This window comes from Xanthomonas cissicola (assembly GCF_008801575.1).
Classification (GTDB): domain Bacteria; phylum Pseudomonadota; class Gammaproteobacteria; order Xanthomonadales; family Xanthomonadaceae; genus Xanthomonas; species Xanthomonas cissicola.
In genome coordinates this window covers 15,418-38,401 of sequence record NZ_VZPL01000026.1, presented here as the reverse complement: position 1 = coordinate 38,401, position 22,984 = coordinate 15,418, and the positions used below count along the sequence as shown (strand labels likewise).

Here is a 22,984-nt window from a genome sequence, read left to right as displayed (position 1 = left end):
ATGCTCATGCCGTGCGCGCCAACACCAGGCGGCGCAGATCGACGGTGTCGCTCGGCACGCTCTGCACCGCCAGGCCTGCCAGCATCCCCAGTTGCTGAAACCACCCCTCGTACACCCCCTGCAGGAACCCATCGCTCCACGCGGCGCCATTCAGCGCGACGCTCAACGGCGCCCCCGCGTGCCGGATCTGCACATGGTCGGTGTACTCCTCCAACGCGCACTGGCCCCAATCGCAGCGGCCCCACACCGCATTGGCCGCGTGCTGCGCGTCATCCAGCGTGGCGCAAGGCGCCAGCCGCTGTTCGCGTGCGAAACGGCGGCCGATTCGCGCCATCAACAGGGCCAGATCGTCCTCGGACAATTCGGCGCCGAACTCCTCGGCCATCGCGCGCACAAACCCCAGCCATTGCCGGGAGCAACTGCGCGTGCGGTATAGCGGCAGCGGGTCGAGTGCGCTCATTCAACAGACTTCGCAAGGAAAAGGGCCGTCACATGCGACGCATGCACCCGATGTGATGCACGTGTGATGATGTTAACGGCCGCCACCCCCGAATCGAGAGATGCGTCTCACTTTTTCCGGCATTCCCCGACAGTGTGTAGGGAATTTACTGAGCGGGTGGTCACCCTGCAGTCACTCTTCTGCGGTGTCGCCCCGATCGATCATGTCTCTGCCATCGGCGGCAACCCGAACACGTCGCGCAGATAGCGCAGATACCCGATGTCCTCGCACATGCTCTTGCCGGGCGAGTCGCTGAGCTTGGCCACCGGCTGGCCATTGCAGCGGACCATCTTGATCACGATCTGCAGCGGCGTCGGCCCCAGATCGTTGGTGAGGCTGGTGCCCACCCCGAAGGCCAGCCGGCAGCGCGTGTGGAAGTGCTGGTACAGCCGCATCACCTTGTCGATATTGAGGCCGTCGCTGAATACCAGCACCTTGGTCCGGGGATCGACGCGGTGCGCTTCCAGATGCGCGATGACGCGCTCGCCCCATTCGAACGGGTCGCCCGAATCGTGGCGCATGCCATCGAACAACTTGCAGAAATACAGATCGAAATCGCGCAGGAACGCATCCAGCCCGACCACGTCCGACAACGCGATACCCAGATCGCCACGGTATTCGCGCGCCCACGATTCCAGCGCCGCCACCTGCGAATCGCGCAGCCGCGGCCCCAACGCCTGGAACGCCTGCAGATACTCGTGCGCCATGGTTCCCAGCGGGGTCAGCCCGTACTGCTTGGCGAAGTACACGTTGCTGGTGCCGACCAACTGCTCGCCCAGGCCATCGCGCAGCAGCGGCAGCAACTCGCCATGCCATTGCCGCGAGTAGCGCCGCCGGGTGCCGTAATCGGCGATTTTGCAGCCGGCCGGCATGCTGCGCAGGCTGGCTACCTTTTCGCGCAGGCGGCTGCGGCCCTCTTCGAAATCCGGCTCGGAGGTATTGCGGAACCAGACCTCGTTGATGATCGCCAGCAGCGGCACCTCGAACAGGATGGTGTGCAACCACGGCCCGCGGATGGTCAGCTCGATCTCGCCCGGATGGGTGGCCGATGCGGTCAGGCTCAGATACTTGCGATCCAGATGGAACAGCGCCAGGAAGTCGGCGAAGTCCGGCTTGATGAAGCGCAGGCTGCGCAGGTAATCCACTTCGTCCTCGCGCAGCCGCAACCGGCACAGCGCATCGATCTCGCGCGAGATCTCATCGATGAACTGCGCCAGGTCCACGCCGGGAGTGCGGCATTTGAAGCGGTAATCCACCTGCGCTGCCGGGTGCTGGTGCAGCACCGCCTGCATCATGGTGAATTTGTACAGATCGGTGTCGAGCAGCGAATGGATAATCATGCCGCCGGATTATGCCCTTAGCGGCGATGGCAGCGCGTGCACTGCGCACGCCCCGCGTGACGGCGCAGCGCACCTGTGTCGTCAGGCGCGGACCGGCGATTGCCAGGTTCGGCCAGCGAGTTTCAACCAGTCCTGCGCAGCGCAGCTGCTGGCAGAAGGCAGAAGGCAGAAGGCAGAAGGCAGAAGGCAGAAGGCAGGCAAAATAACGCCAGCGCGCGCAGCCGCGCCCGCCTGAGGCGCATCACAGGTGCATACCATGCCTGTGCAGCCGCGATTTAGCGCGACTGACCACCAAAGCGAGCCCCTATCACGTGGCGTAGCCGGCGCCTGAAGCCCAAGCATGCGAGCGGTATCTGGCGATCCCGCACACTGACCGCGCCCGCCTTGCGGCAAGCGCAGCCGTTTGGCGAGTCGCCCTCAGCGCGCCAGCACCTGCTGCGCCGGCTTGCCCTGCACGGTGAAGTCGCTGTCGCCCGGGCCGCCGGCCTTGGGGTCGGTATACCAGCACCACAGCGCGATGCCTTCCACACCATGCGCCTGCAGCACCTTGCGCCACTGCTGCAACACCTGCAGCTGCAAGCGGGTATCGACGGCGGCCGTGCGCTGCTCGGGGCTTTCCCACGGCGCTGCCAGACTACCGCGCGCCGAACGCAATCCCAGCTCGGCCACCCATATCGGCTTGCCCACCCGCTGACCCAACTGCTGCAGGCGTTGCGCCGCAGCGGTCATTTCAGCGCTGCGCGCATCGGCAGCTTCGGACAGGCGCGGATACAGGCTGGTGCCCACCGCATCGAACAACGACCAGTAACGGAAGCTCTCGGCATGCTCCATGCCGTCTGCCACATACAGCAGTTTTCCGTGATAGACCTTGCGCACCGCCGCGACCAACGCCGGCCATTGCGGCGCGTCCTGCAACTTGCGCAACTCGGTGCCGATCACCAGCGCTTCGGCGTGTTCGTCCTGGGCCAACCTGGCCAACGGCAGCAACGCATTCTGGTAGGCCGCAAACCAGGCCGCCGGGTCGGTGGGTGCGGCATCGCCGGCCCAGTGCCCCGGAATCCAGACATGCACCTTGAGCGTCGGCTGCAATCCAGCCTGCAGGCTTTGCCGCAATGCAGCGCGCATGGCGTCGACACTGCTGTCGCTGCCCAGCACCGGATCGTTGGACTGCGGGCTGGCCTGCCACACGAACGCCACCAGCAACGCCTTGCTTGCACCTGTCTTGGCCAATGCGTCCAACGACTGCGCTGCAGCCTGGCTTTCCCACGGGGCGTTGGCGGAGACCTTGACATTGGCGCCCATCCAGGTCGGCGCGGCCGCATTGCAGCCGTTTGCCAGCAGACACACGCCGATCAACATTGCGACGCTTAGAACGCGCTTGAACATGCAGCAGACACCTCGGCATTCGGCGGCGCCGCGTGCCGGGAGCACGCCGTCGCACGCAACGATGCATTGTTCTTGTCCTGCGGCGCCACCGTGGCCGCCGACGGGTTGGCCGGCTCGGCAGTGTGGTCAGTTGCCGTTGCAGCCGGGGCCACCGCAGCGCTCTCGGCCATCGCCGACTGCCCTACATCAACATCCTGCGTCGCGGGAGCGTCCGATGCACGCAGCGGCAACGATACCGGCGTCGTCATGACAACGGCCTCGCCCTGCATCAAGGCCTGTTCGTCGGGCGCTGCGGCACGCATCCAGCTGCCCCAACCCTGCGGCTGTGCCCAGATCGCACCCACCAGGCCCAGCACCAGCAATCCGGCCGCCTGGCCGCGTTGGTCGGCGTGCAGCGCACGCAGCAACAGCGCCGCCGGCACCCACAACAACAGCAGGGCATCGAAGCCAGCCCAGCCGAACGCGAACGACAACGCAGCCGCGCAGATCACGGTGCCGGCACTGGCCACCACGCCACGCGCCAACGCACCGCTGCGCGCACGCGCCACCAGCGCAAGCACCGGGAAGCACACCGCGGCCGCCACACCCCAGCGGACCGCCGGCAACCAGCCGTCGGCATGGCCGGCCAGTGGCAGCGGCAACGGATGCGACGCCTGGGCGATGCTGGACAGCGTCGACCACGGCGCATTGAACACGACCAGATTGACGTAGGCCCACATGCCGACCAGGAACGCGAACGGCAGATAGCACACTAGGTAGAACGAGCCCGGTGCCTTGCGCAGCATCTGCGGCGGCATGACCAGCAGCAGCCACGGCGCGACCATTGTCGACAGCGCCAGCGTCTGCAGATCCAGGCACAGCAAAATGCACAACCAACCGGCAATGCGCAGATAGGTGAAGGCTTCCACCGGCGCCTGCAAGCGGCGCAAGGTGCGGCACAAACCGTAGAAGGCCAGCAACCCCACTGCCTGGCTGCCGCCAGCGGCGATCGGCAGCAGGAACAGCGGGTTGCAGCCCACCAGCAGCGTCAGAGCGCTGGCCCAGCCGCGCCCGAACACGCCAGCCAGATCGCGCCACAGCAGCGACAGGAACAGCGCGTTGGCAGCCACCGCAACGCATGGCCAGACCTGGAACGGCAGATTCCAGCGGTGCAGGGTGAGATCGACCGCCCACGCCAACAAGCCGGTCGCCGGCACGCCGATGTCCGGCACAAGCGCGGGCACCGTGGCCACCGACTGCACCAGCAACGGCTGGCTCAGCAGCGACAGCGCCACCACGGCGATGAGGAACGCCGGCAGCCCGCTCTCGCGACGCTGCGCAACCGACTCACTCTTCGAGTGCGGCGCGGCGCTCGTTTTCCGAATGCTTGCTGATGCCATGCGTGGTCTTCTCCCAATAGAACGGATTGTGGATCAGCTGCCAGAGACCCTTGTAGGCGGCGATCGACTGCAACGCCCAGTAGAACGGCACCGTCAGTGCGTACGGCGCCAGCTTGAAGTAGTCGCGTTTGAACGCTGCAACCAGCGTGATGTAGATGAAGAACGCATTGGCCAGCAGCAGATTGACCAGCGAGACCGCCGCCAGCCACGGCGGGAAGAAGCGCTCGAACATCGAGGTGCCGGTCAGCGCCCACGCCGCGTACAACGCCCACAGCACCGGCACGCCCAATGCGGTGAAAAAACCGCCGCCGATGAAGAACTGGAACCCCCAAAATCCCTTGAAGCCGGTGCTGCGATACAGATGCACCGGGTCGCGCATGTGCACCAGCCAGGTCTGCATATAGCCCTTGAGCCAGCGCGACCGCTGCCGGATCCAGTTGGGAATGCTGACGTTGGCTTCTTCGAAGGTGGTGGAATTGACCACGTTGACGCGGTATCCGTTCTGGATCAGCCGCACGCCCAGATCGGCGTCTTCGGTGACGTTGTACGGATCCCACGCGCGCACCTGGCGCAATACGTCCAGACGGAAGTGATTGGAGGTGCCACCCAACGGAATCGGAATGCGCAGGTATTCCAGCGCCGGCAGGTAGAAGTCGAACCAGAGCGTGTACTCCAGCGTGAACATCCGCGTCAGCCAGTTTTCGTCGGCGTTGTAGTAGTTCAGCCGCGCCTGGATGCACACCACATCCTTTTCGGCCTTGCGGAATGCCGCCACCACGCGCTTGAGCTGGTCCGGCTCGGGCTTGTCTTCGGCGTCGTAGATGGTAAGCAGCTGCCCACGCGCAAAATGCAGTGCGTAGTTGCAGGCCTTGGGCTTGGTCTTGGGCTGCGACGGCGGCACCCGGATGATTTCGAAGAACGCTTCCAGGCCGAGTTTCTTGGCCGCTTCGATGGTGTCCAGGTCGTCCGCTTCCAGCACCAGCTTGACGTCCAGCTTGCTGATCGGGTAATCCAGCTTGCGCAGCGCGTTGGCCAGGATCGGCAGGACTTCCGGCTCCTTGTACATCGGCACCAGCACGGTATAGACCGGCAGGTCGTCGTCGCGCAGCGCGGCCACCTCGTCTTCGGTGACCTTGATGTCGATGCGATGGCGCGAGCCGAACCACACCAGCAGCAACTTCAACCCGAAGGTGGCCAGAAAGCCCAGCGCCACCAGCACGTTGACGGCAATCAGGGCCGGCACCGGGAACAGCACCAACGTCGCCAGCATCACCGCCGCCAACGCCCACAACGCGAACTTCTGCCCGCGCGTGATGACCTGGCGTGCCGAATACGTCGGCGCATGCGCCGCAAGCAGGTTCAGCGCGTTGTCGGTGAGCTGCTCGTCGGCATAGCGCTGCAGGCTCCAGATGATGTCGAACTTGGCGGTACCGACAAAGCGCACGTCTTCGCCGTAATGGGCACGTGCCCAGGCGAACAAGGCCGGATCCGGATCGGCTACCGCCAGCACCAGCACACCGTCCTCGCGCCGCCACGGCAACACCAGGCGCTGCGCGTAGCTATCCAGATCGCCGGGGGTGAGCAGCGCAGGATCCGGCGGCTGCTGCACCAGATCGATGAATTGCAGCCCGAAGTGCGCGGCAACGATGGCGTAGAACCGCTGCGCCGGCACGCCGCGCTGGGCCAGGATCACATCGCCAAGGCGCGAATTCCAGCGTTGCTGCAAGGCCAGCGCCGAGCGCAGCTGTTCATCGGTGATGACGCCTGCAGACACCAGCGCACGACCCAGCAGACCGCGTTCGCGGCCGATGTCCGGTGCTCGTCCCAGCGCGTCCGTTTCGCAGGTGACCGTCATGTGCGGCCCCTCAGAAACGCCACCAGGCGGCCACGAATGGCCCGCCCGCGGCACCGGTGTTGCGCCCCATCACCGGCTGCTGATACCCCACCTGCCATTGGCTGCCACCCGGCGCCGTGTACAGCGTGGACAACTGCAACTTGGTGAGATCGTAGTTGGTGCCGGTGGCGACGAAGCCCACGCCGCCACCGCTACCGGCAACATCGAAGTTGCCACGCCCGTTGCCCAACCCCTGGATCACATTGAGTTCGCCCAACAGCAGCCAACTCGGGGTCAGACTCAGACCTGTGGACGCGTCTACCCGCAGTTCGTCGGACGCCGCGCTTCCGCGCAGGCGGACCGCACCCCCCAGATCGACATAGCCGTTGCGGCCGCCCAGCGTGTAGCCACGGCCGCGGCTGTAGCGCAGCTCAAGGCCATAGTCGCCCAGGCCAAGCGCAGGGTCGGAATTGGCAGAAGGATTGTTCGGGTGGTAGGTCTTGCTGCGCCCATACGCGGGGATGCTCACCAGGGCCTGCACGGCACTGCGCCAGACATCGTTCTGCGCGCTCGGCAACGCATAGCGCAAGCCGATTTCCTGATCGGCAAAACCGGTCGTCGTGGTTTGCTGACGGCCGTTGACGGCATCGTGGTTGCTGAAACCCACGTCGTTGAAATAGAAGTTGCCGATGAAGCTGAGCTTTTCGGTCAGACCATGCTCGACGTAGACGTTGAGCTGGTCCTGACGGCTGCGGCCATTGCCATCGAACTGCTGGCCGTCGCCGAAGGTCGTGCGGTGGTGGCTGTCGTCGAACCACCCGCGGCCATCGCTATGCAGCGCCTTGACGATCACCAGGGTATCGCCCTGCGGCTGGGTCCACGCACCGGCCAATGCGGTGCCCGGCAATGCGGCCAGCACACAGCTCAGTGCAAGCGCCGATGCCAGGACCGACAGCGCACGCGGTTGGGTTGGATTGGGATGACACGGCGAGGCAATCGAACTGGACTGCAGCGGGGTAGCGCACGACCGACGTACCCGCCTTTGCGGGTCGTTCTGTAAAGACATTGCACGATTCCTGGTGGGGGACCCGGAAGGGACAGGAAGCTAGGGTTGATCACACTTCGGGGCGAAACGTATCACAGTTGCGGCCGGCGCCCCATCACCGACTTATCACAAATTTAACGCAATCCAACTCATTTGTTTTGCAACAAACGCGGCACCTGGGCCACTGCGTGGATCCAGATCGCAAGCCACACGCCAAGTCGCGTCGGCAGCCCGCGTCGATCGGCCTCGAATTTACGAAAATAGCGCCACAATCCACGATGTTTGTGCCACTCCACAAAGAACGGCCGCGCGCGGCTGGAGACCCCGCGTACGTGGAGCACCTGCAGATCGTTGGCCACCGCCACCAGAGCACCTGCCTGGCGGGCGCGCCGGCACAGATCCAGGTCTTCAGCATGCAGCCGGTAATTGCCGTCCCAGCCGCCCAGCCGGTCGAACAGGCTGCGCTGCATCAGCATCAACGCCCCGGAAATGGCATCCACCGGCTGCAAGGCGCGCGACGGATCGGCCGGCACCGCCAGATTGGCGGCGGCGCGCGGCGCGCGCAGCATCGCGGCGAAGTCAGGGTCGCGGCGGCGCACGGCCGCATCCGGGCGCCCCTGCTCATCCACCTGCTCCACCCCCAGCAACACCGCCGGATGTCCCGCTGCCCGGTCGTACAGCTGTAGCAAGGTATCGCGCGCGACCATCAGGTCCGGGTTGATGAAGACCAGCCAGGGTGCTTGCGAATCGCGCGCGCCCTGGTTGCAGGCAGTCGCAAAACCAGGGTTGTCGGGATTGGCGATGAAATGCAGCCGCGCATCGGCCAGGGCATGACGCTGCACCACTTCCAGGGTGTCGTCGCTGGAAGCGTTGTCGACCACGCGGATCTCGCTGATGCCCTCGGCCGCGCGCAATCGCGACAGGCACGCATCGATGGTGCTGCTGCTTTCATAAGTGACGACGACGGCGGCGATCTGGACGGGAGTCATCCGGCCATTATCCGGTGCCGGAGCGGCGCAGCGCCATCTTGGGTTGGCCGATGCTCGCTGCGCGACAGGCGCTGCCGCGGCCGCATCGCGCCGACGTCCGGACGCGATTGGAACGGCGCCACGCTTCCGCTTGCACGCAGTGACCGGGCGCGAACGCGCCTTGCAGCATGGCGACCCACCGCCGCAAGGCGCATACTGCGCGCCCGGAGCCGCACGCGGTTTCCGTTGCCACACTTTTGTGCAACCGGCAAACCGACTGCGCAGCCAGGCAAGCGCGGGCAGCACGCGATGCATGTACCAGGGGTACATCTGCGTCAGAGCGCGTCGCCCGCTGCACCTGATCGCCAGCCGGGTTGCAGGTTGCTTTTGGTGCACTCCCACACCTGATTGTTGAGATGACGGTTAGCGACCTTGCGGTTTCGCGCTGCCTTTTCATTGCTTGCATCGCCGCGACCTGATGGCGGATGCGATGCGACAACGGCCCGGCAGCGCCGTTCTTGTTCTTGCCGGCGCGCGCGCCGCGTCCGCCGCCTTATTCCCGATAACCTGGCCTATACCACTCACCGGCGCAGTACGGTTGCCGCGCCCGTCGGGAGTCAGGCCATGAACGTGCCGCATCAGGTGCATGGCATGAGCCTGGAACTGGCATTGCCGGACTGGCCAGTACTGACCACCGATGAAATCCATCGCGTGCTGCAGCGGTTTGCGGCGGTGGGCCGCCTCACTGCGGTGCGCTGGCATAGCGCGCGCCCGTTCTCGGCAGCGGCCTGCGTGGACACTGCAAGCGGCCCGGTCATCGTCAAACGCCACCACTGCAGTGTGCGCAGCGTAGCCGCGCTGCGCGAGGAACACAGCTTCATGGCCCATCTGCGCTGGGCCGGTGCGCCGGTGGTGGAGGTGCTGCACGACGCCCGGGGCCGCACTGCGCTGGCGCACGCCGATTGGGTGTACGAAGTGCAGCGGGTGGGTGCGGGGCACGACCTCTACCGCGATGCATTGTCATGGACGCCGTTCTCCGATGTTGCGCATGCGCGGGCGGCCGGCGCTGCGTTGGCGCAACTGCATTGCGCGGCCCAGGGCTTCGATGCGCCGGCACGCTCCACCAGCGTGCTGGTCGCCAATCTGCGATTGTTTGCCCAGGCAGACCCCCTGCAGGCGTTGCACGATGCCTTGCCAACGCGGCCGCACCTTGCAGCAGCCCTGCAGGACCGCCCCTGGCCAGACGATCTGGCCACCCACCTGCTGTCCTGGCATGCGCAGGCGTGGCCGCTGCTGTCTGCGCCAGGCGCGCTACCGCCGCTGTGGACCCACGGCGATTGGCATGCGTCCAACCTGCTGTGGGACACCACCGACGGACCCACCCGCGTCAGCGCCATCTTCGATTTCGGATTGAGCGATTGCAGCAGCGCGCTATTCGATCTGGCCACCGCGATCGAACGCAACCTCATCCCCTGGTTGCGGCTGGACACCGGCGCACGCGCGCAGGCCGAGCTCGACCAGCTCGACGCGCTGCTGGAGGGCTACGCGCAGCATCGCCCACTGGACGCAAACCACTTGCACCGCCTGGCTGCGCTGCTGCCGATCGTGCATGCCGACTTCGCCTTGAGCGAAATGGAATATTTCGCCGGCATCACGCGTTCGCCCGCCAATGTCGATATCGCCTATCACCGCTATCTGCTCGGCCACGCGGACTGGTTCGCCAGCGCCGATGGCCAGCACCTGCTCGCGCATCTGCACGCACGTGCGCGCCGGCTGCCGTGAGCACCTTCCTTTCTCTGTCGAGTCCTGCCCAATGTCCGTTGCCTTCCCCCTGCTGTCCCGCTGCCCGCTCGCGCTTGCACTGGCATTGTGCTGCGCCCCCGCACTGGCGCAGCAACAACCCGGCGCCGATGCGGTCGAACTGGACACGGTCAACGTGCGTGGCGAGCGCGCGCAGACCAGCACGGCATTGAGCGGATTTGGCGCCACCCGGCTGCTGGACGCCCCCGCCTCGATCGCGGTCATCGATCGTGCGCAATTGCTCGATCGCCAGGCACGCGTACTCAGCGAGGTCTTGCGCGCCGATGCCTCTGCCGGCGATGCGTATGCGCCGATCGGCTATTACGAAAACTTCGTGGTGCGCGGCTATTCGCTCAATGCCGCCAACAGTTACCGCATCAACGGCATGAGCGCGGTGGGCGAACAATCGATCGCACTGGAAAACAAACAGCAGGTGCAACTGCTCAAGGGCCTGGCCGGGCTGCAATCGGGCGTCAACGAACCGGCCGGACTGATCGACTACCGCACCAAGCGACCCGAGCACGTGCGCAGCGTCACCCTGGGCACCGACGAACAGGGCTCGCGCTATGTCGCCGCCGATCTGGGCGACTGGTTCGGTGCCGAACGCACGCTGGGCTTACGCGTCAACGCCGCACGCGAAGACATCGACAGCTATGTCGATCATGCCGACGGCTACCGCAATTTCCTGTCGCTGGCCGGCGACTGGAAGATCACCCCGCAGGCGCTGCTGCAGCTGGACGTGGAGTATCAGCACCGGCAACAGCGCTCGGTGCCCGGCTATCAACTGCTGGGCGGCACGCAGGTACCGCGCGATATCGATGTGCACCGCCTGCTCGGCTACCAGCCGTGGGCGCAGCCGGTAGAAATGGATGCGCTCAACGCGCAGCTGCGTTACGCCTACCAGTTCAACGACGACTGGCGCGCCACCGCCGAAGCATCGCGCAGTCGCTCGAAGATCAACGATTTCTCTGCATTCGCCTGGGGCTGTTATGGCGCGGCAAGTTGCGCCGACATCGCCACGCCGAACTTCTTCAGCGCGCAGGGCGAATACGACATCTACGATTACCGCAGCCCCGACGACACCCGCATGCACGATCAGCTGCGTGCCACGCTCGAAGGCCATGTCGCGACCGGCGCGCTGGAGCAACACCTGAGCATCGGCGGCGAGTGGCTGCGCCGCACCATCGACCGTTTTGGTTCGGTCAACGAATTCGTCGGCAGCAGCAGCATCGATCGCGACCCGGAGGTCTTTGCGCAGACGGATGTTGCGCTGGACCCCAAGCAGCGCCGTCTGGACAGCCGCCAACGCGCGCTGGTCATGGCCGACCGGATCGGCCTGGGCGCGCAGTGGGAACTGTCGCTTGGCGCGCGCTACGTGCAGCTGGACGAACGCAGCTTCGATCGCGACGGCCTGCTGGAGCGACGCACGCGCAAAGACACGGTACTGCCGCAGGCGGCCCTGCTGTTCAAACCGCAGCAGAACATGTCGCTGTATGCCAGCTACGCCAAGAGCCTGGCGGCCGGCGGCACGGCGCCGTGGTTTGCCGACAACGCCGACCAGATCCTGCCGCCCACCAATGCGTACCAACTGGAAACCGGCGCAAAGATCGACCTGCAGGGCCTGCGTCTGGGCGCGGCACTGTTCGACATCCGCCAGGCCTATCAGTTCACCCAACCGCAGGCCGATGGCGGTCTGCTCTATGTGCAGCAGGGCCGCCTGCACAACCGCGGCCTGGAGCTATCTGCCGACGGTGCAGCGACCCGGCAGCTGCGTCTGTTCGCCAGCGTCGCGGCAATCCGCGCGCGTGCAGAGGACACCCACATTGCCGAGTACGAAGGCCATCAGGCGATCAACGTGCCCAAGCTGCGCGCCAGCGTGCAGGCCGATTACAGCGTGCCCGGTATCGATGGTCTGGCCCTGCTGGGCGGTGTGCAATACAGCGGGCGCAAGTTTGCCGACCGCCTCGGCAACGCCAGCGTGCCGGCCTACACCCTGGCCAACCTGGGTGCCCGCTACGCCACGGCGCTGGGCGGGCTGGCGACCACCTGGCGCGTGAACGTGGACAACGTGTTCGACAAGCGCTATTGGCGCGATTCCGGCGAATATCAGGGCGATGCGTATCTGTTCCCCGGTGCGCCGCGCACCGCACGGCTGACGGTGCAAGTGGATTTCTAACCTGCACTGTAGGCACACATTGCGCGCCCTGCCGTGCATGCACAGGAATGAGGGGGAATGCGCTGTCGGGCAGCGTCGAAAGCCGGTCACCAGCGCTGCCAGCTCGCCTGCGGATTGTGCTCGTGGACGACGAGGTGCCGTGTTCCAGGGCTGAACTGTATGCACCGTCGTCCCAACGCCTCCTACGCCGCAACACGTTGACTATCACGCACCAGGTACCGCATGTCGCTGCTCGAATCCATCGCTGTCGTGATCAACCTGCTGGGCGTGTGGCTCACCGCGCGGCGCATTCGCTGGTGCTGGCCGGTGGGCATCGTGGCGGTGGCGTTGTATGCGTGGCTGTTCTACCAGTGGAAGCTGTACTCGGACATGCTGCTGCAAGGGGTCTACGTGCTGACCCAGCTCTACGGATGGTGGCACTGGCAACCCGGCAACGCCGCAGACACGCGGATACGCCCGCTGCCGATGCCGTCCGCCGAACGCTGGCTTTCGCTGGGCATCGGCGCGGCGTTCGCTGCGGCGCTCGGCGCCTATATGCATTACCGCACCGATGCGGTGCTGCCGTGGCTGGACGCGGCGCTGGCCAGTTTCAGCCTGGTGGCCAGCGTGTGGGCAGCACGCAAGCGCATCGCCAACTGGGTATTGTGGATCGTGCTCGACTGCGTCTACGTCGGCGTCTTCATCAGCAAGGGGCTGTACCCTACTGCCATGCTCTACGCAGGCTTCGTGGCGCTTGCGGTGTACGGCTGGCATAGCTGGAAAACCCAACAGAACCAGAACCTGGCTGTCGCACGCTAAGCCGGTCGCGGTTTGCGCGCGCGTTCTTCTTTACCATCGCAACATGCACGTCTGCCACCTCATTGCCTTGCTCACGCCCTGCGTCTTCCGCCTGCGGTTCGCCGCATGAGCGTGTCGCGCCAACACACCATCACCGAAGCGATCTCCGCACAAATCTCAGCCGGCGAATGGGGACCGGATCAGCGCCTGCCGGTGGAACGCGCGTTGGCCGAGCGATTTTCCTGCACCCGCATCACGCTGCGCGAAGCGCTGCAGCAGCTTGAAGCCGAAGGCCGCATCTATCGCGAAAACCGCCGCGGCTGGTTCGTCAGCGCGCCGCGCGTGCGCTACGACCCCACCAGCATCGCCGGCTTCATGCAGTACGTGGCGGCGCAAGGACGCAAGCCGCGCACTGAATTATTGAGCGCCACCCGGCAGGTCGCGGGCGCGGCTTACGCCGCGGCGTTGCGACTGGACAGCCCGTACGACGAGGTGTTCGTCCTGCAACGTCGGCGCTGGATCGACCGCCGCGCAGTGCTGCTGGAAACCAATGTGGTGCTTGCGGACTGGGCGCCGGGCCTGCTCGAACACGATCTGGCAGGGTCGCTGTCCAGCGTGTTCAACCAGCGGCTGGGACTGTTCCTGAGCCGCGCGCAGCTGTCGATGCATCCGGCCGGATTGGACGCGACACAAGCGATGCTGCTGCAGTCCACGCCCGGCACGCCGTGTTTTCGGCTGCAGCGGATCAGCTTTGCCGAAGACGGACGCGCGGTGGAACTGGATATCGAATCCTGGCGCCACGACGCATTGGATGTGGTGGTGCGGACCGAGGCGCCGACGCGGTCTGCTTTTTAGGGCTGGGAATCGGGAATCGGGAATCGGGAATCGTTGAGGAGCGTGCCGCATTGCTGCGTTGGTGGTGGGCGCGGCTTTGCTGCCGCCCCGGCATCATCAACAGCGGATTCGAAACTGCTTGATGGGCCGGATGACGTTTTCGGCCAGAACGCATCGGTGACGTGCCGGCGGCATCGACGGGGCACGGCTGCTGATTGAGCGGTGGTTCCGCCTTTCGCTTGATGCAGGTGTCACGACATCGATCCGGTCACGCGACACCTGCGATCGCGAGAGCAGCGAGTGCGGCAGCGGAGTGGAACCTGCAGTTGCCATGTGCGCATGATCGGATGACGAACGTCGTCGTGCCTGCGTGATCCATGTAGATTGCGGACGATCACCGTGCCTGGCGGTGGGCAGGTCGTTCCGGCGGCGACGCTAGGCGTCGAACAACGCGCGTTGCAGGTCCGGTGGCGGGAGGTGGGCCAGGAGTTGCGTCAGCTGGTCGCGCTGCGCGCGCAACGGGTCGTGCATGAGGAAATTGGCCAGGCGCGCATGCCAGGCCGGCCAGCGGGTAGCCAGCGCGTCCATGTCGCCTTCGGCCGGGCGGCCCTCGTGCGGGGAGGCAACGAAGGCGGTGTCGCACAGCACGTTACGCCAGCCCAGCCCACCCATGCGCAGGCTCAGATCCACCAGCGCCGCGTACCAGGAGCCGTAACTGCTGGCGTCCAGGCCACCGGCCTTGCGCCGCGCCGTTCCGCGCAACAGCACCGCATGCCCGATCGCCGACGGCAGTTCCGGGTGCAGCGGCGGCATCGCGGCACAGGCAGCCGCAAGCCGCTCGGATGAATCCGGCATCGGGTTGAGTTCGCCCAGCCGCGGCCAGCTGCAGGCCTCGCCCACATTGCTCCATGGCGTGGCGGTGGCGATCGCGGCGTCGCGTGCAAAACACGCGGTCAGCTGCCGCAACCACCCCGGCAACGGGCAAGCATCCAACCCCAGCACCACCACGTCGGCATCGCCGCAGGCGCTGAGCATTTCGTCCAGATGCGCCACCTCGCCCAGCATGCGCTGGCGGCGGGTGTAATGCGCCTGCAATGGCGTGCGTGCCAGCCAATGGTCGATCACTGCGCGCCCACGCGGGCCGGCCGGCGCATCATCGGCCAGCCACACCCGCGTGCCGGCGGGCGTGGCCGATTCCAACGCTCCTAGGCCAGCGTCCAACCGGAACTCATCGAATCCAACCTCAACCAAAATGATGGGTAGATCCTGAACCATCAACAGCTCCAAACAAAGGCGCGCACCATTTCCGGTTTTTTTAAATAAATTCTCTAACTACCCAGGTATCTGCTTAGTGCATGTAATAGTTACTATTACAACATAGCCTCCTGCGGCACCGTTAGGCTGATACCACGTGATGTTTGTCATAGGACAAACCTTATCTGAAACTGCAGGATTAGTAGCACCAAGCCACCCGTCAAAGTACGCATATGTACGCGCGGTATTGAGCGCATTAACCCGAGCAGTTTCATAGACCGGATGGCTAGCTTGTGCACTATAAAGTAGGCTGAATGGCACAGCTTGCACATTTGCCGAGAAAAATAAGAGCGAGAAAAAAATCGTAAGCGGATAACAGATAATCCGATTTCTCTTAAGAATTTCCATACTGGTCAGCTCCTACTGTTTTAGCTAAGTGAAAAATATAAAAACGAAAATTGTCATTTTTTTATTGGCTTCATTGCATTGAACTTCTGACCATATTCATCCGTCAATTTTCTCGCCTCCTGAGGATTTCTCACAATAGATGGAGTAATCAGCACAATAACTTCCCTGCGATTCTTATTTTGTGTCTTACGTCCAAAAAGCGCACCAACAACCGGCAATTTGCTCAAGATTGGAAGCCCATCGCTACCATCGGAGGTCGAGTCATCGATCAAACCGGCCAGCATTATCGTGTCTCCATTCTGGACAGCAGCTTCGGTTTTTACCCTACGAGTATTGATATCAACATTACATGCAGCGCTATTGACAGTAGTCGTTGAAGCTGACGTGCAAGCTGCGGGGCGAGCACCAGGCGTACTAACCTCTTGGACAATATCAAGAAAAACCATCCCATCTTTAGTAACGCGCGGGCGAACCTTCAAAATAACGCCGGTATCGATGTATTGAACTGAAGAAAAACTACTATCGCTACCTAGCCCCGTATTTATCGACGTCGAATTAATAGGAATTCGAGAACCTACATTGAGTGTAGCCTCTGCATTATTCCGCACAAAAACTGAAGGAGTCTGGAGGAGACGTAAATTTGTGACACGGTCTAATGCACTAATTATTGCGGCAGCGTTTTTCCCCAGAAAAGTCCAGGCAACACCATTATTTGTAACACTACCGGATATGTCCCCCCATATACTTCTGCCCGCAGCTGATGGCAGACCAGCACCACCCGTACCATCTGCGTTTACTGGTGCGTTCACTGCATTCTCGAAATACCAGTTAACACCGTATTCCAGCTGGCCAGTCAAAGTCACTTCAGCGATCTGTGCCTCGATGTGCACCTGCATAGGCATCACATCGAGCCTTTCAATCACATCACGAATAGAGCCCCATGCTTGAGCACTTGCACGTACCAGCAGCGTATTAGTTTCAGCAACTGCCGAAACGCCGACTTTGCCGCCTTCAACTTCAAGAGTTACGCTACCGTTTTGGTTAGTGCTGGGCTGTAGCTGGAGCATGCCACTGCCATTTCCACTGCTTCCGCCGAAGCTCCCAACCGTATCCGACTGACTCGAACCATTACTCGTGCCACCGATCTCTCCACCAGTGGTGCCACTGCTACTTCCAAGACTTTCATCCCGATTGGTCGCGCCACTGTTATTTCCCAACATACTCACAACACCACCCGGCACCAAAGAAGGACCGCTACTACCGCCATTGCCACGGCCACCGAACACTTCCGAAAGCCGATCGGCCAGGTCCTTGGCCTTGATGTACTTCAGCTCGTAGGAGAACAGCCGCACGCCGCCACCGGCACTGTCGATACGGTCCAGCCATTGCTGGATCTGATCCAGATAACGCGGCTGCGGGGTGATCACCAGCACCGCGTTGGCGTTTTCCAGCGGCATGAAACGGAACATGCCGGCGCTGGGGGTCTTGCTCTGCTCGCCGAACACCTTTTCCAGATCCGCGCTGACCTTTTCGGCCTTGCCGGACTGGATCGGAAACACGCCCACCGACATGCCCGACAACCAGTCCACGTCGAAGATCTGCACGGTGCGCAGGTAGTTTTCCAGCTCCGCGCGAGTGCCGCCCAGGGTGATCACATTGCGCGCCGGGTCGGTGCCGACGATGGCGTTCGGGCGCGCGTACGGCTCCAGCACCTTTTTCATTTCGCTGGCGGAAATGAACTTCAGCGGCACCACGCGCACCTCGAAACCGCGTGCGGCAGAGGGCGATGCGGTGCTGGGCGCCACGGTGCCGGCCAACGCCTGGTCGGCCGGCACGATGTTGTAGCGGCCACCGCTGAATACCATGCGGGCGTTGTTCCAGCCCAGCACCATCTCCAGCAGGTTCAGCGCCTGCGCGGGCGACACCGGATTGGGCGTGGCCAAGGTCACGGTGCCCTGCACGCCGGGCGCGATGACGTAGTTCTGGCCGAGCATGTCGCCCAGGATCGCCTTGACCACCGCCTGCACCGATTCGCCTTCGAAATTGAAGGTGGCACTGCCGCTGCTGGCCATGCCCAGCGTGGGCGCCGGCGCGGACGCGGCGCCCTGGTTGATCATGGTGCCGCTGCCGCGCCGGATCACCGGACTGGGCTTGGCACTGGCGTTGGCGTTGCCATCGGCAGCCTGCTCGGCGGCGGTCTGGGTGGCGCCGGCAGCACCGACTTGCGGATCCAGGCGCGCGTTGCGGCGCACGTCCGGCGGCGGAGTGGTGGCGCAACCGGCCAGCAGGCCAATCAGCAGGGACACGGGAAACAGGCGCGGCGTCATGCGTTCACTCATTGGGTCTGACCGGGGGTAGAGCCGCTCTGGCGCTGCTGTTGCAGCTGGCGGCGTCGGGCTTCGATGCGTTCGCGGATGGCACGCATCTGATCGTCGGAGGGGCGTGGGGCTTCCTGCGCGCCATCGCTGCGCTGCGGCGGCACGGTTGGCGGTGTCTGCCCGCCTGGCTGCTGCTGTTGCACCGGCGCGACCGGTTGCGGTTGCGGCGGCTGCGGCGGGGCAAGTGCGGCAGCGTCGGGGGACGGTACCGGCGGGGTGGCAGTGGCGGCACCCCGTGCGGCGGCATTGGCGGAGGGCGGCTGCCCGCCCTGGCCGTTGAACACATGCAATTCCAGGGTTTGCGTGCCGCTGGGGCCTTCGATGGTTGCGCTACGCGGCTGCAGGGCGAGCAGGCGCCAGCCTTTCACCGCTTCGCCGCCCAGCTGCACGCGCACCGAATCCTGCGGGTCCAGGGTCAACGTCGCCATCTTGAAGTTGTCCGTCAGCAGCACGCCGGTCAGGCGTACTGTCGAAGCGGCGCTGCTGCCATCGTTGCCGGACAGGAAGAACGGATGCGGCAGGCGGTCTTCGGCAAACGCCGGGTGCGCGGCGATTTCCGAATATTTCTCGAATGGGCCCAGGCGCTCCGGCGCCGGTGCCGGCAACGTGGGCAGACGCTGCACCAGCGCCGGGTCGTCGGGCAGCAGCTCGACGCGCTTGCCCAGGCCGGCGACGGCCAGCACGCACACCAACAGCGCCCAACCGACCACGGTGGCCAGCAGCCAGGTGCGCAGGCCGATCATGTCAAGGCGCATTGCTGGCCTCCGCCGCGTTGGGGGCAGCAGGTGCGGCCTCGTTGTTCAGCGGTGCGGCGCTGGCGCCCGGGCGCAGATAGCCGGCCAGCTCGAAGGCGATATCCAGGCCGTTGCCGCTTTCGTTGGGCGAGAGCTGGTAGCGCTGCGCCATCACGTTGAGGTTGTCCACGAACAAGCGCGGCGTGCCGTTTTCCAGGCTGTACAGCACCGAGGCCAGTTCCGGCGTGCCGCAGCGCAGACGCACCTGCACCGCCACGCGGGTGAAGCGGTTCTTGCTCTCCGGCTGCAACGGCGAGCGATTGCTGATGGCGCAGCTGCGGTTGCCAGGACTGGCCTCCACCACCGCGCGTTCCAGCCGCTGCACCAGCCCGGCGGAGGCGAGTTCGGCCGAGGTTTCCGGCAGGAAGGCCGGGCGGCTTTCCAGCGTCTGCCGCGCCTGCTGCAGCCGCTTGCTGACTTCCGGCGCCTGCTGCAATTGCACGCGCACGCGCAGCTCGCGTTCGCGCAGCGCCTGCAGGTCGTCCTGCACCGCGATCATCGGTTGGGTGAACCATGGGTGCACCAGCACCAGGTAGGCCACGCCGATCACCAGCAACAGCAGGCCCAAAGCGATCCAGCGATCGCGCTTAACGCTGCGTGGCATCGGCCGCCTCCTTCGCATCGGGGCCGGCAAGCTCGGCGGTGATGGTGAAACGGTCGACATTCCGGCCGGCATCGCTCTGCAGCACGCCGGTCAACGACGGCGTACGCCACAACGGCGAGCCTTCCAGACGACGCACCAGCGAAGAGGCTTCGTTGCTCAATCCGATCAACTGCAGTTGCCCGCCTTCGACCGAAAATTTTTCTAGATACGTGCCACCGGGCAGGCGCCGGCTCAGTTCGTCCCAGATTTCGACCGAGGTCGGGCGGGTGGCGCGTTGCTGCTGGAAGAACCGCGCGCCTTCGACCAGGTCCATCAATTGCTGCCGTTCGGCAGCGACCTTGCGCGCGCGCGCGGCGTTGGCCTGCACCTTGGCGCGCAGATCGTCGGCGGCCTGACGGCGGTTGTCGAGCAGCAGCCAGCCGGCAACGGCCAGCAGCACCAGCGCAGAGGCGGCCAGCAACAGGTTCCAGCGCTGCATCGGGTCGCTGCGGCGCAGGCGTCGCGTCGGCGGCAGCAGGTTCACGCCCAACGGCAGGCCATTGGCGTCGGTCACATCGATGCCCGACAGCGCGCTGTTCCATGCGTCCGGCACACCGGCCGGGCCATCGATCATGCGTCGCGGCACCACCACCAGTTCGGCATCGAGCTGGCCGTCTTCGCGCACATCGAGCACGCGCGCATCGAAATACACCTGGTCGGCAGTGAACGGGGTTTGTCGATCGATCTCGAAACGCGCCACGTCCTGCAGGCGCGCCGCTGCCGCTGCGGGCAGGCGCAATGGCCGGCGCAAGGCGTGCGCGGCCGGCAACAGCCAATGCCGCGGCAGGCCTTCAAGCGCTGTCGGCAGCAAGCCATTGACTTCCTGCGGATGCACCGGCCACGGCAGGCTGGCGACGGTGTCGCAGCTGTGATCGCGCTGGCGCAGCAACTGCAGCGTGTCGCCATCCTGTTGCAACAGCAGGCGTGCCTGCGACAGGCCCAACTGCCATTGCCACCGCTGCGGCAGCCAGGCCAGCAGCGATTGTTGCCACCAACGCCAGAAGCCTCCGGCTCCCGGCATGGCGCGTACGCCGATACGCCCCAAGGTATCCCGCCATGCGGTCATTGCACTGCTGCTCCCTCTTCCCAACGCAACACGGTATAGGCCGACCCTGGTAATGCAGACGCGCTGGTCGACACCACCGCCCGCAACACGACCTCGCGTCCCTGACTCAGTCGCGCCCGGCTCTCGATACTATAAGTGCCCGAGCCACCGACCGTCGCCTCGCTGCCCGGCAAACCCAGCGGCGCGTCACGCTGGGCCAGCAGTTGCTGCGCGTCCAGCCCCATCGCGGTGAGCACCGGGGCGGGCGCAAACCGCGCTTCAGGCCGCGAACGACCGCTGTACAGCGTGACGTTGGGCAACAGCTTGCGATACAGCTCGCCATCGATGCCCAGCACCAGGCGCAGTTCCCCCAGGGTTTCGAATGGACTGTCTTTTGCGCCATACGGTAGCCCGGCATCGGCGTAGTCGCGATCTTCCGCGCCACCGCCGGGCTGGCTCAATGAATCGCCATCGCGCCAATCGGCGATGGCACCGGCGATGCGCCCGGCACTGGCCTGCTCGCCGCCCACCGCGCGCACCAGACCGGCCAGCAAGGTGGGCTCGGCCATGTTCAGATCCACCTTGCCGCTTTCATCGGTGATACGAATCTCCACGCTGGCATCGTCCATCTGCCAGCGATAGCGCCGGCCGTCCGGGCGCCAGCGTGCCTGGGTGTCGGCATCTTGCAAGCGAAACAACGCGTATTCCAGGCCAGAGCGCGCGTACTCCTGCGCCTGCGCACCGTTGCGCAGCATGCTGCCCTGCAGCGCTTCAACACGTGCGGTGAGCGCAAACGCACCGATCATCGCGGTGAGCAACGCAATCAACCACAACACCAGCACCAGCGCGGCACCGCGCGCGCGACTCATTGCCCTGCCCCCGGGTTGCTGGATTGCGGCAACGCCACCACCATCGGCGGCCATGCGGCGCCGTCACTGCGGATGTCGATGCGCACCATCAGCGGTAGACGGTCGTGCCATTCCCACTGCGGCAGCCACGCGCTCAGGCGCCCGCTTTGCGGATCCATGCCGCGATACCGAAAACTCACCTGCTGCACGCCTTGAGCGAGTGTCTCCGGCGGCAGCGGGCTGCTTTCTTCGATCGGCTTGCCGGACTGCAGCATGGTCAACGCAATCAGCAGGTTGCGCCGATCGCCATCGCCGGCCACCGACACGTCGTGCAGGTACGGCCCGCCGCGGCCCAGGTAATCGGGCACGTCTGCAGCAAAGCGCAGGCGTTGCGGCTCGCCGATGAACAGGATCGGCTGCTGACTTTGCGTATCGATGCCCATGGCGATCGGCAATGCTGCGGCCAGGCGCCGTCGCAGGAATTCTTCCACCGCACGCACGCGCTCGCTGCGCTGTGCGATCGCTTCGCCGCGCTGACTCACCGCACTGGCCGAGCGCAAGGTGGCAAACGCCAACGCCAACCCACCGACCAGCAACATCGTGGCGAGCAGCACTTCGATCAAGGTGAAGCCTGCGCTGCGCGAACGGCTCATGGCGCGCTGCCCTGCATGTTGGCCGCCACCAGCCGCAACGTGCGCCATTGCAGCATCTGATTGGGCTGCTCGCCCCAACGTACCACCAAGGTCAATTGCAGCAGACGGTGCGCGCCGGGCGACATCGGCGCCTGCGGGTTGCGCCGCGGTTCGTCGTAGGGGCGCACTTCCATCGACCAGCGAAAGTGGCCGTTTTCGAACGTGCCGTGTTGCTGCCCGGGCTCCAGCTGCTTGTCGATGCCCTGCACGGCCAGCAGCGATTGCGCGTGCAAGGTGGCGCGCGTGCTTTCATCGGCCGCGCGCACCTGGCGTGCAGCACCGGACAACGACCCGAGCAACAGGCTCAACGCCAACGCCAGCAATGCGAAGGCAACGATCACTTCGATCAGGGTGTAACCGCGCTGACGCTTCATGGCGCCGGCGTCCGCAATGGGCCCGAACGCACCTCGCCGGTGATCCAACCCACGTCCACGCGCCATCTGGCGTCCTTGACCTGCAGATCGATACGCCCGCCGGTAGAAGCGCCATCCGGAAAGAACTGGATCGCGCCCTGATCCTGCCGCGATTGCACCTGGCGCGCGCCGGTGAAGCGCACTTCCAGCGACGGCGGCAGATCGCCATGATGGCCGCCGGGTGCTTCCCAGCGCCGCTGCTGCGGGTCGATCAGAAACCGCTGCGGCGTGCCGGTGGCAATCGCCTGGGTGCGCGTGTAGCGCAGCTGCGAGGCGATCGCCTTGCCGGCAGTGCGCAGGCGCATGCCGTCGATGCCGCCGTTCAATGCGGCAGCGGCAAGTACGCCGGCCAGTGCGATCAACGCGATCACCAGCAGCATCTCCAGCAACGAGGTGCCACGCGCGCGTGCCCGACCAGGGCCGACCACTCCATGCCGATGACGCAACGGCTGACGCGCAACGCGCATGGCG

General features: G+C 64.9%; 20 protein-coding genes. 4 read left to right on the top strand and 16 right to left on the bottom strand.

Translation table 11 applies throughout. The features are described 5' to 3' along the window. Positions 1 to 4 precede the first annotated feature (4 nt). From bcsD to F7R02_RS12740, 7 genes are all read right to left on the bottom strand, one after another. A complete protein-coding gene (gene bcsD, locus F7R02_RS12775; RefSeq protein WP_005913533.1) occupies positions 5 to 460 on the bottom strand; it encodes a cellulose biosynthesis protein BcsD in 456 nt (151 codons plus the stop codon). Between the two features lie 200 nt (positions 461 to 660). Further along, entirely contained in the window at positions 661 to 1,839 is a 1,179-nt protein-coding gene (gene pncB, locus F7R02_RS12770) for a nicotinate phosphoribosyltransferase (protein WP_078589285.1), read from the bottom strand. A gap of 417 nt (positions 1,840 to 2,256) precedes the next feature. Beyond that, the gene (locus F7R02_RS12760) at positions 2,257 to 3,225 is read right to left on the bottom strand and encodes a glycoside hydrolase family 113 (protein WP_003490750.1); all 969 of its coding nucleotides are present in this window, start codon (positions 3,223 to 3,225) and stop codon (positions 2,257 to 2,259) included. Beyond that, positions 3,207 to 4,502, bottom strand: coding sequence for a hypothetical protein (locus tag F7R02_RS12755; protein WP_167521026.1), 1,296 nt, complete (start codon positions 4,500 to 4,502; stop codon positions 3,207 to 3,209). Before F7R02_RS12755 ends, F7R02_RS12760 begins: the two co-directional genes overlap by 19 nt. A 49-nt stretch (positions 4,503 to 4,551) precedes the next feature. Beyond that, on the bottom strand, positions 4,552 to 6,459 hold the full coding sequence (locus tag F7R02_RS12750) for a glycosyltransferase family 2 protein (protein ID WP_078589281.1): 1,908 nt from the start codon (positions 6,457 to 6,459) through the stop codon (positions 4,552 to 4,554). Positions 6,460 to 6,469: 10 nt separating this feature from the next. Continuing rightward, positions 6,470 to 7,504, bottom strand: coding sequence for a hypothetical protein (locus F7R02_RS12745; RefSeq protein ID WP_033478778.1), 1,035 nt, complete (start codon positions 7,502 to 7,504; stop codon positions 6,470 to 6,472). Positions 7,505 to 7,632: 128 nt separating this feature from the next. Continuing rightward, on the bottom strand, positions 7,633 to 8,472 hold the full coding sequence (locus F7R02_RS12740; protein WP_011348572.1) for a glycosyltransferase family 2 protein: 840 nt from the start codon (positions 8,470 to 8,472) through the stop codon (positions 7,633 to 7,635). Between the two features lie 603 nt (positions 8,473 to 9,075). On the opposite strand from F7R02_RS12740, the gene F7R02_RS12735 reads away from it, so the two are divergent. The 4 genes from F7R02_RS12735 (at position 9,076) to F7R02_RS12720 (ending at position 14,059) form a co-directional block, all read left to right on the top strand. Continuing rightward, positions 9,076 to 10,233: a phosphotransferase enzyme family protein gene (locus F7R02_RS12735; RefSeq protein ID WP_078589279.1), complete on the top strand. Its 1,158-nt coding sequence runs from the start codon at positions 9,076 to 9,078 to the stop codon at positions 10,231 to 10,233. Positions 10,234 to 10,264: 31 nt separating this feature from the next. Next, positions 10,265 to 12,427 carry a TonB-dependent receptor gene (locus F7R02_RS12730; RefSeq protein ID WP_078589277.1) on the top strand — a complete coding sequence of 721 codons (2,163 nt, stop codon included), beginning with the start codon at positions 10,265 to 10,267 and terminating at the stop codon, positions 12,425 to 12,427. A 222-nt stretch (positions 12,428 to 12,649) separates the two neighbouring features. After that, complete coding sequence (pnuC, locus tag F7R02_RS12725; RefSeq protein WP_011348575.1) at positions 12,650 to 13,225, top strand: nicotinamide riboside transporter PnuC; 576 nt, start codon at positions 12,650 to 12,652, stop codon at positions 13,223 to 13,225. Positions 13,226 to 13,330: 105 nt separating this feature from the next. Next, positions 13,331 to 14,059, top strand: coding sequence for a UTRA domain-containing protein (locus F7R02_RS12720; RefSeq protein ID WP_008573738.1), 729 nt, complete (start codon positions 13,331 to 13,333; stop codon positions 14,057 to 14,059). Positions 14,060 to 14,473: 414 nt separating this feature from the next. Here F7R02_RS12720 and F7R02_RS12715 read toward each other — a convergent pair whose 3' ends face one another. From F7R02_RS12715 to xpsH, 9 genes are all read right to left on the bottom strand, one after another. Continuing rightward, complete coding sequence (locus F7R02_RS12715; protein ID WP_078589310.1) at positions 14,474 to 15,313, bottom strand: glycosyltransferase; 840 nt, start codon at positions 15,311 to 15,313, stop codon at positions 14,474 to 14,476. A gap of 440 nt (positions 15,314 to 15,753) precedes the next feature. Continuing rightward, entirely contained in the window at positions 15,754 to 18,039 is a 2,286-nt protein-coding gene (gene gspD, locus F7R02_RS12710; RefSeq protein WP_065627749.1) for a type II secretion system secretin GspD, read from the bottom strand. Beyond that, a complete protein-coding gene (gene xpsN / locus F7R02_RS12705) occupies positions 18,036 to 18,833 on the bottom strand; it encodes a type II secretion system protein XpsN (RefSeq protein ID WP_078589275.1) in 798 nt (265 codons plus the stop codon). Before xpsN ends, gspD begins: the two co-directional genes overlap by 4 nt. Then, positions 18,823 to 19,476 carry a type II secretion system protein GspM gene (gene gspM / locus F7R02_RS12700; protein WP_078589273.1) on the bottom strand — a complete coding sequence of 218 codons (654 nt, stop codon included), beginning with the start codon at positions 19,474 to 19,476 and terminating at the stop codon, positions 18,823 to 18,825. Before gspM ends, xpsN begins: the two co-directional genes overlap by 11 nt. Continuing rightward, a complete protein-coding gene (locus F7R02_RS12695) occupies positions 19,460 to 20,581 on the bottom strand; it encodes a PilN domain-containing protein (protein WP_005913509.1) in 1,122 nt (373 codons plus the stop codon). The genes gspM and F7R02_RS12695 overlap by 17 nt, the downstream gene beginning before the upstream one ends. Continuing rightward, entirely contained in the window at positions 20,578 to 21,429 is an 852-nt protein-coding gene (locus F7R02_RS12690; RefSeq protein ID WP_078589271.1) for a type II secretion system minor pseudopilin, read from the bottom strand. The genes F7R02_RS12695 and F7R02_RS12690 overlap by 4 nt, the downstream gene beginning before the upstream one ends. Then, positions 21,426 to 22,061 carry a type II secretion system protein J gene (locus tag F7R02_RS12685; RefSeq protein WP_033485109.1) on the bottom strand — a complete coding sequence of 212 codons (636 nt, stop codon included), beginning with the start codon at positions 22,059 to 22,061 and terminating at the stop codon, positions 21,426 to 21,428. Before F7R02_RS12685 ends, F7R02_RS12690 begins: the two co-directional genes overlap by 4 nt. Then, the gene (gene xpsI, locus F7R02_RS12680) at positions 22,058 to 22,474 is read right to left on the bottom strand and encodes a type II secretion system protein XpsI (protein WP_003490498.1); all 417 of its coding nucleotides are present in this window, start codon (positions 22,472 to 22,474) and stop codon (positions 22,058 to 22,060) included. Before xpsI ends, F7R02_RS12685 begins: the two co-directional genes overlap by 4 nt. Continuing rightward, positions 22,471 to 22,980, bottom strand: a complete 510-nt coding sequence (xpsH, locus tag F7R02_RS12675; protein WP_005920744.1) for a type II secretion system protein XpsH — start codon at positions 22,978 to 22,980, stop codon at positions 22,471 to 22,473. The genes xpsI and xpsH overlap by 4 nt, the downstream gene beginning before the upstream one ends. Positions 22,981 to 22,984 lie beyond the last annotated feature (4 nt).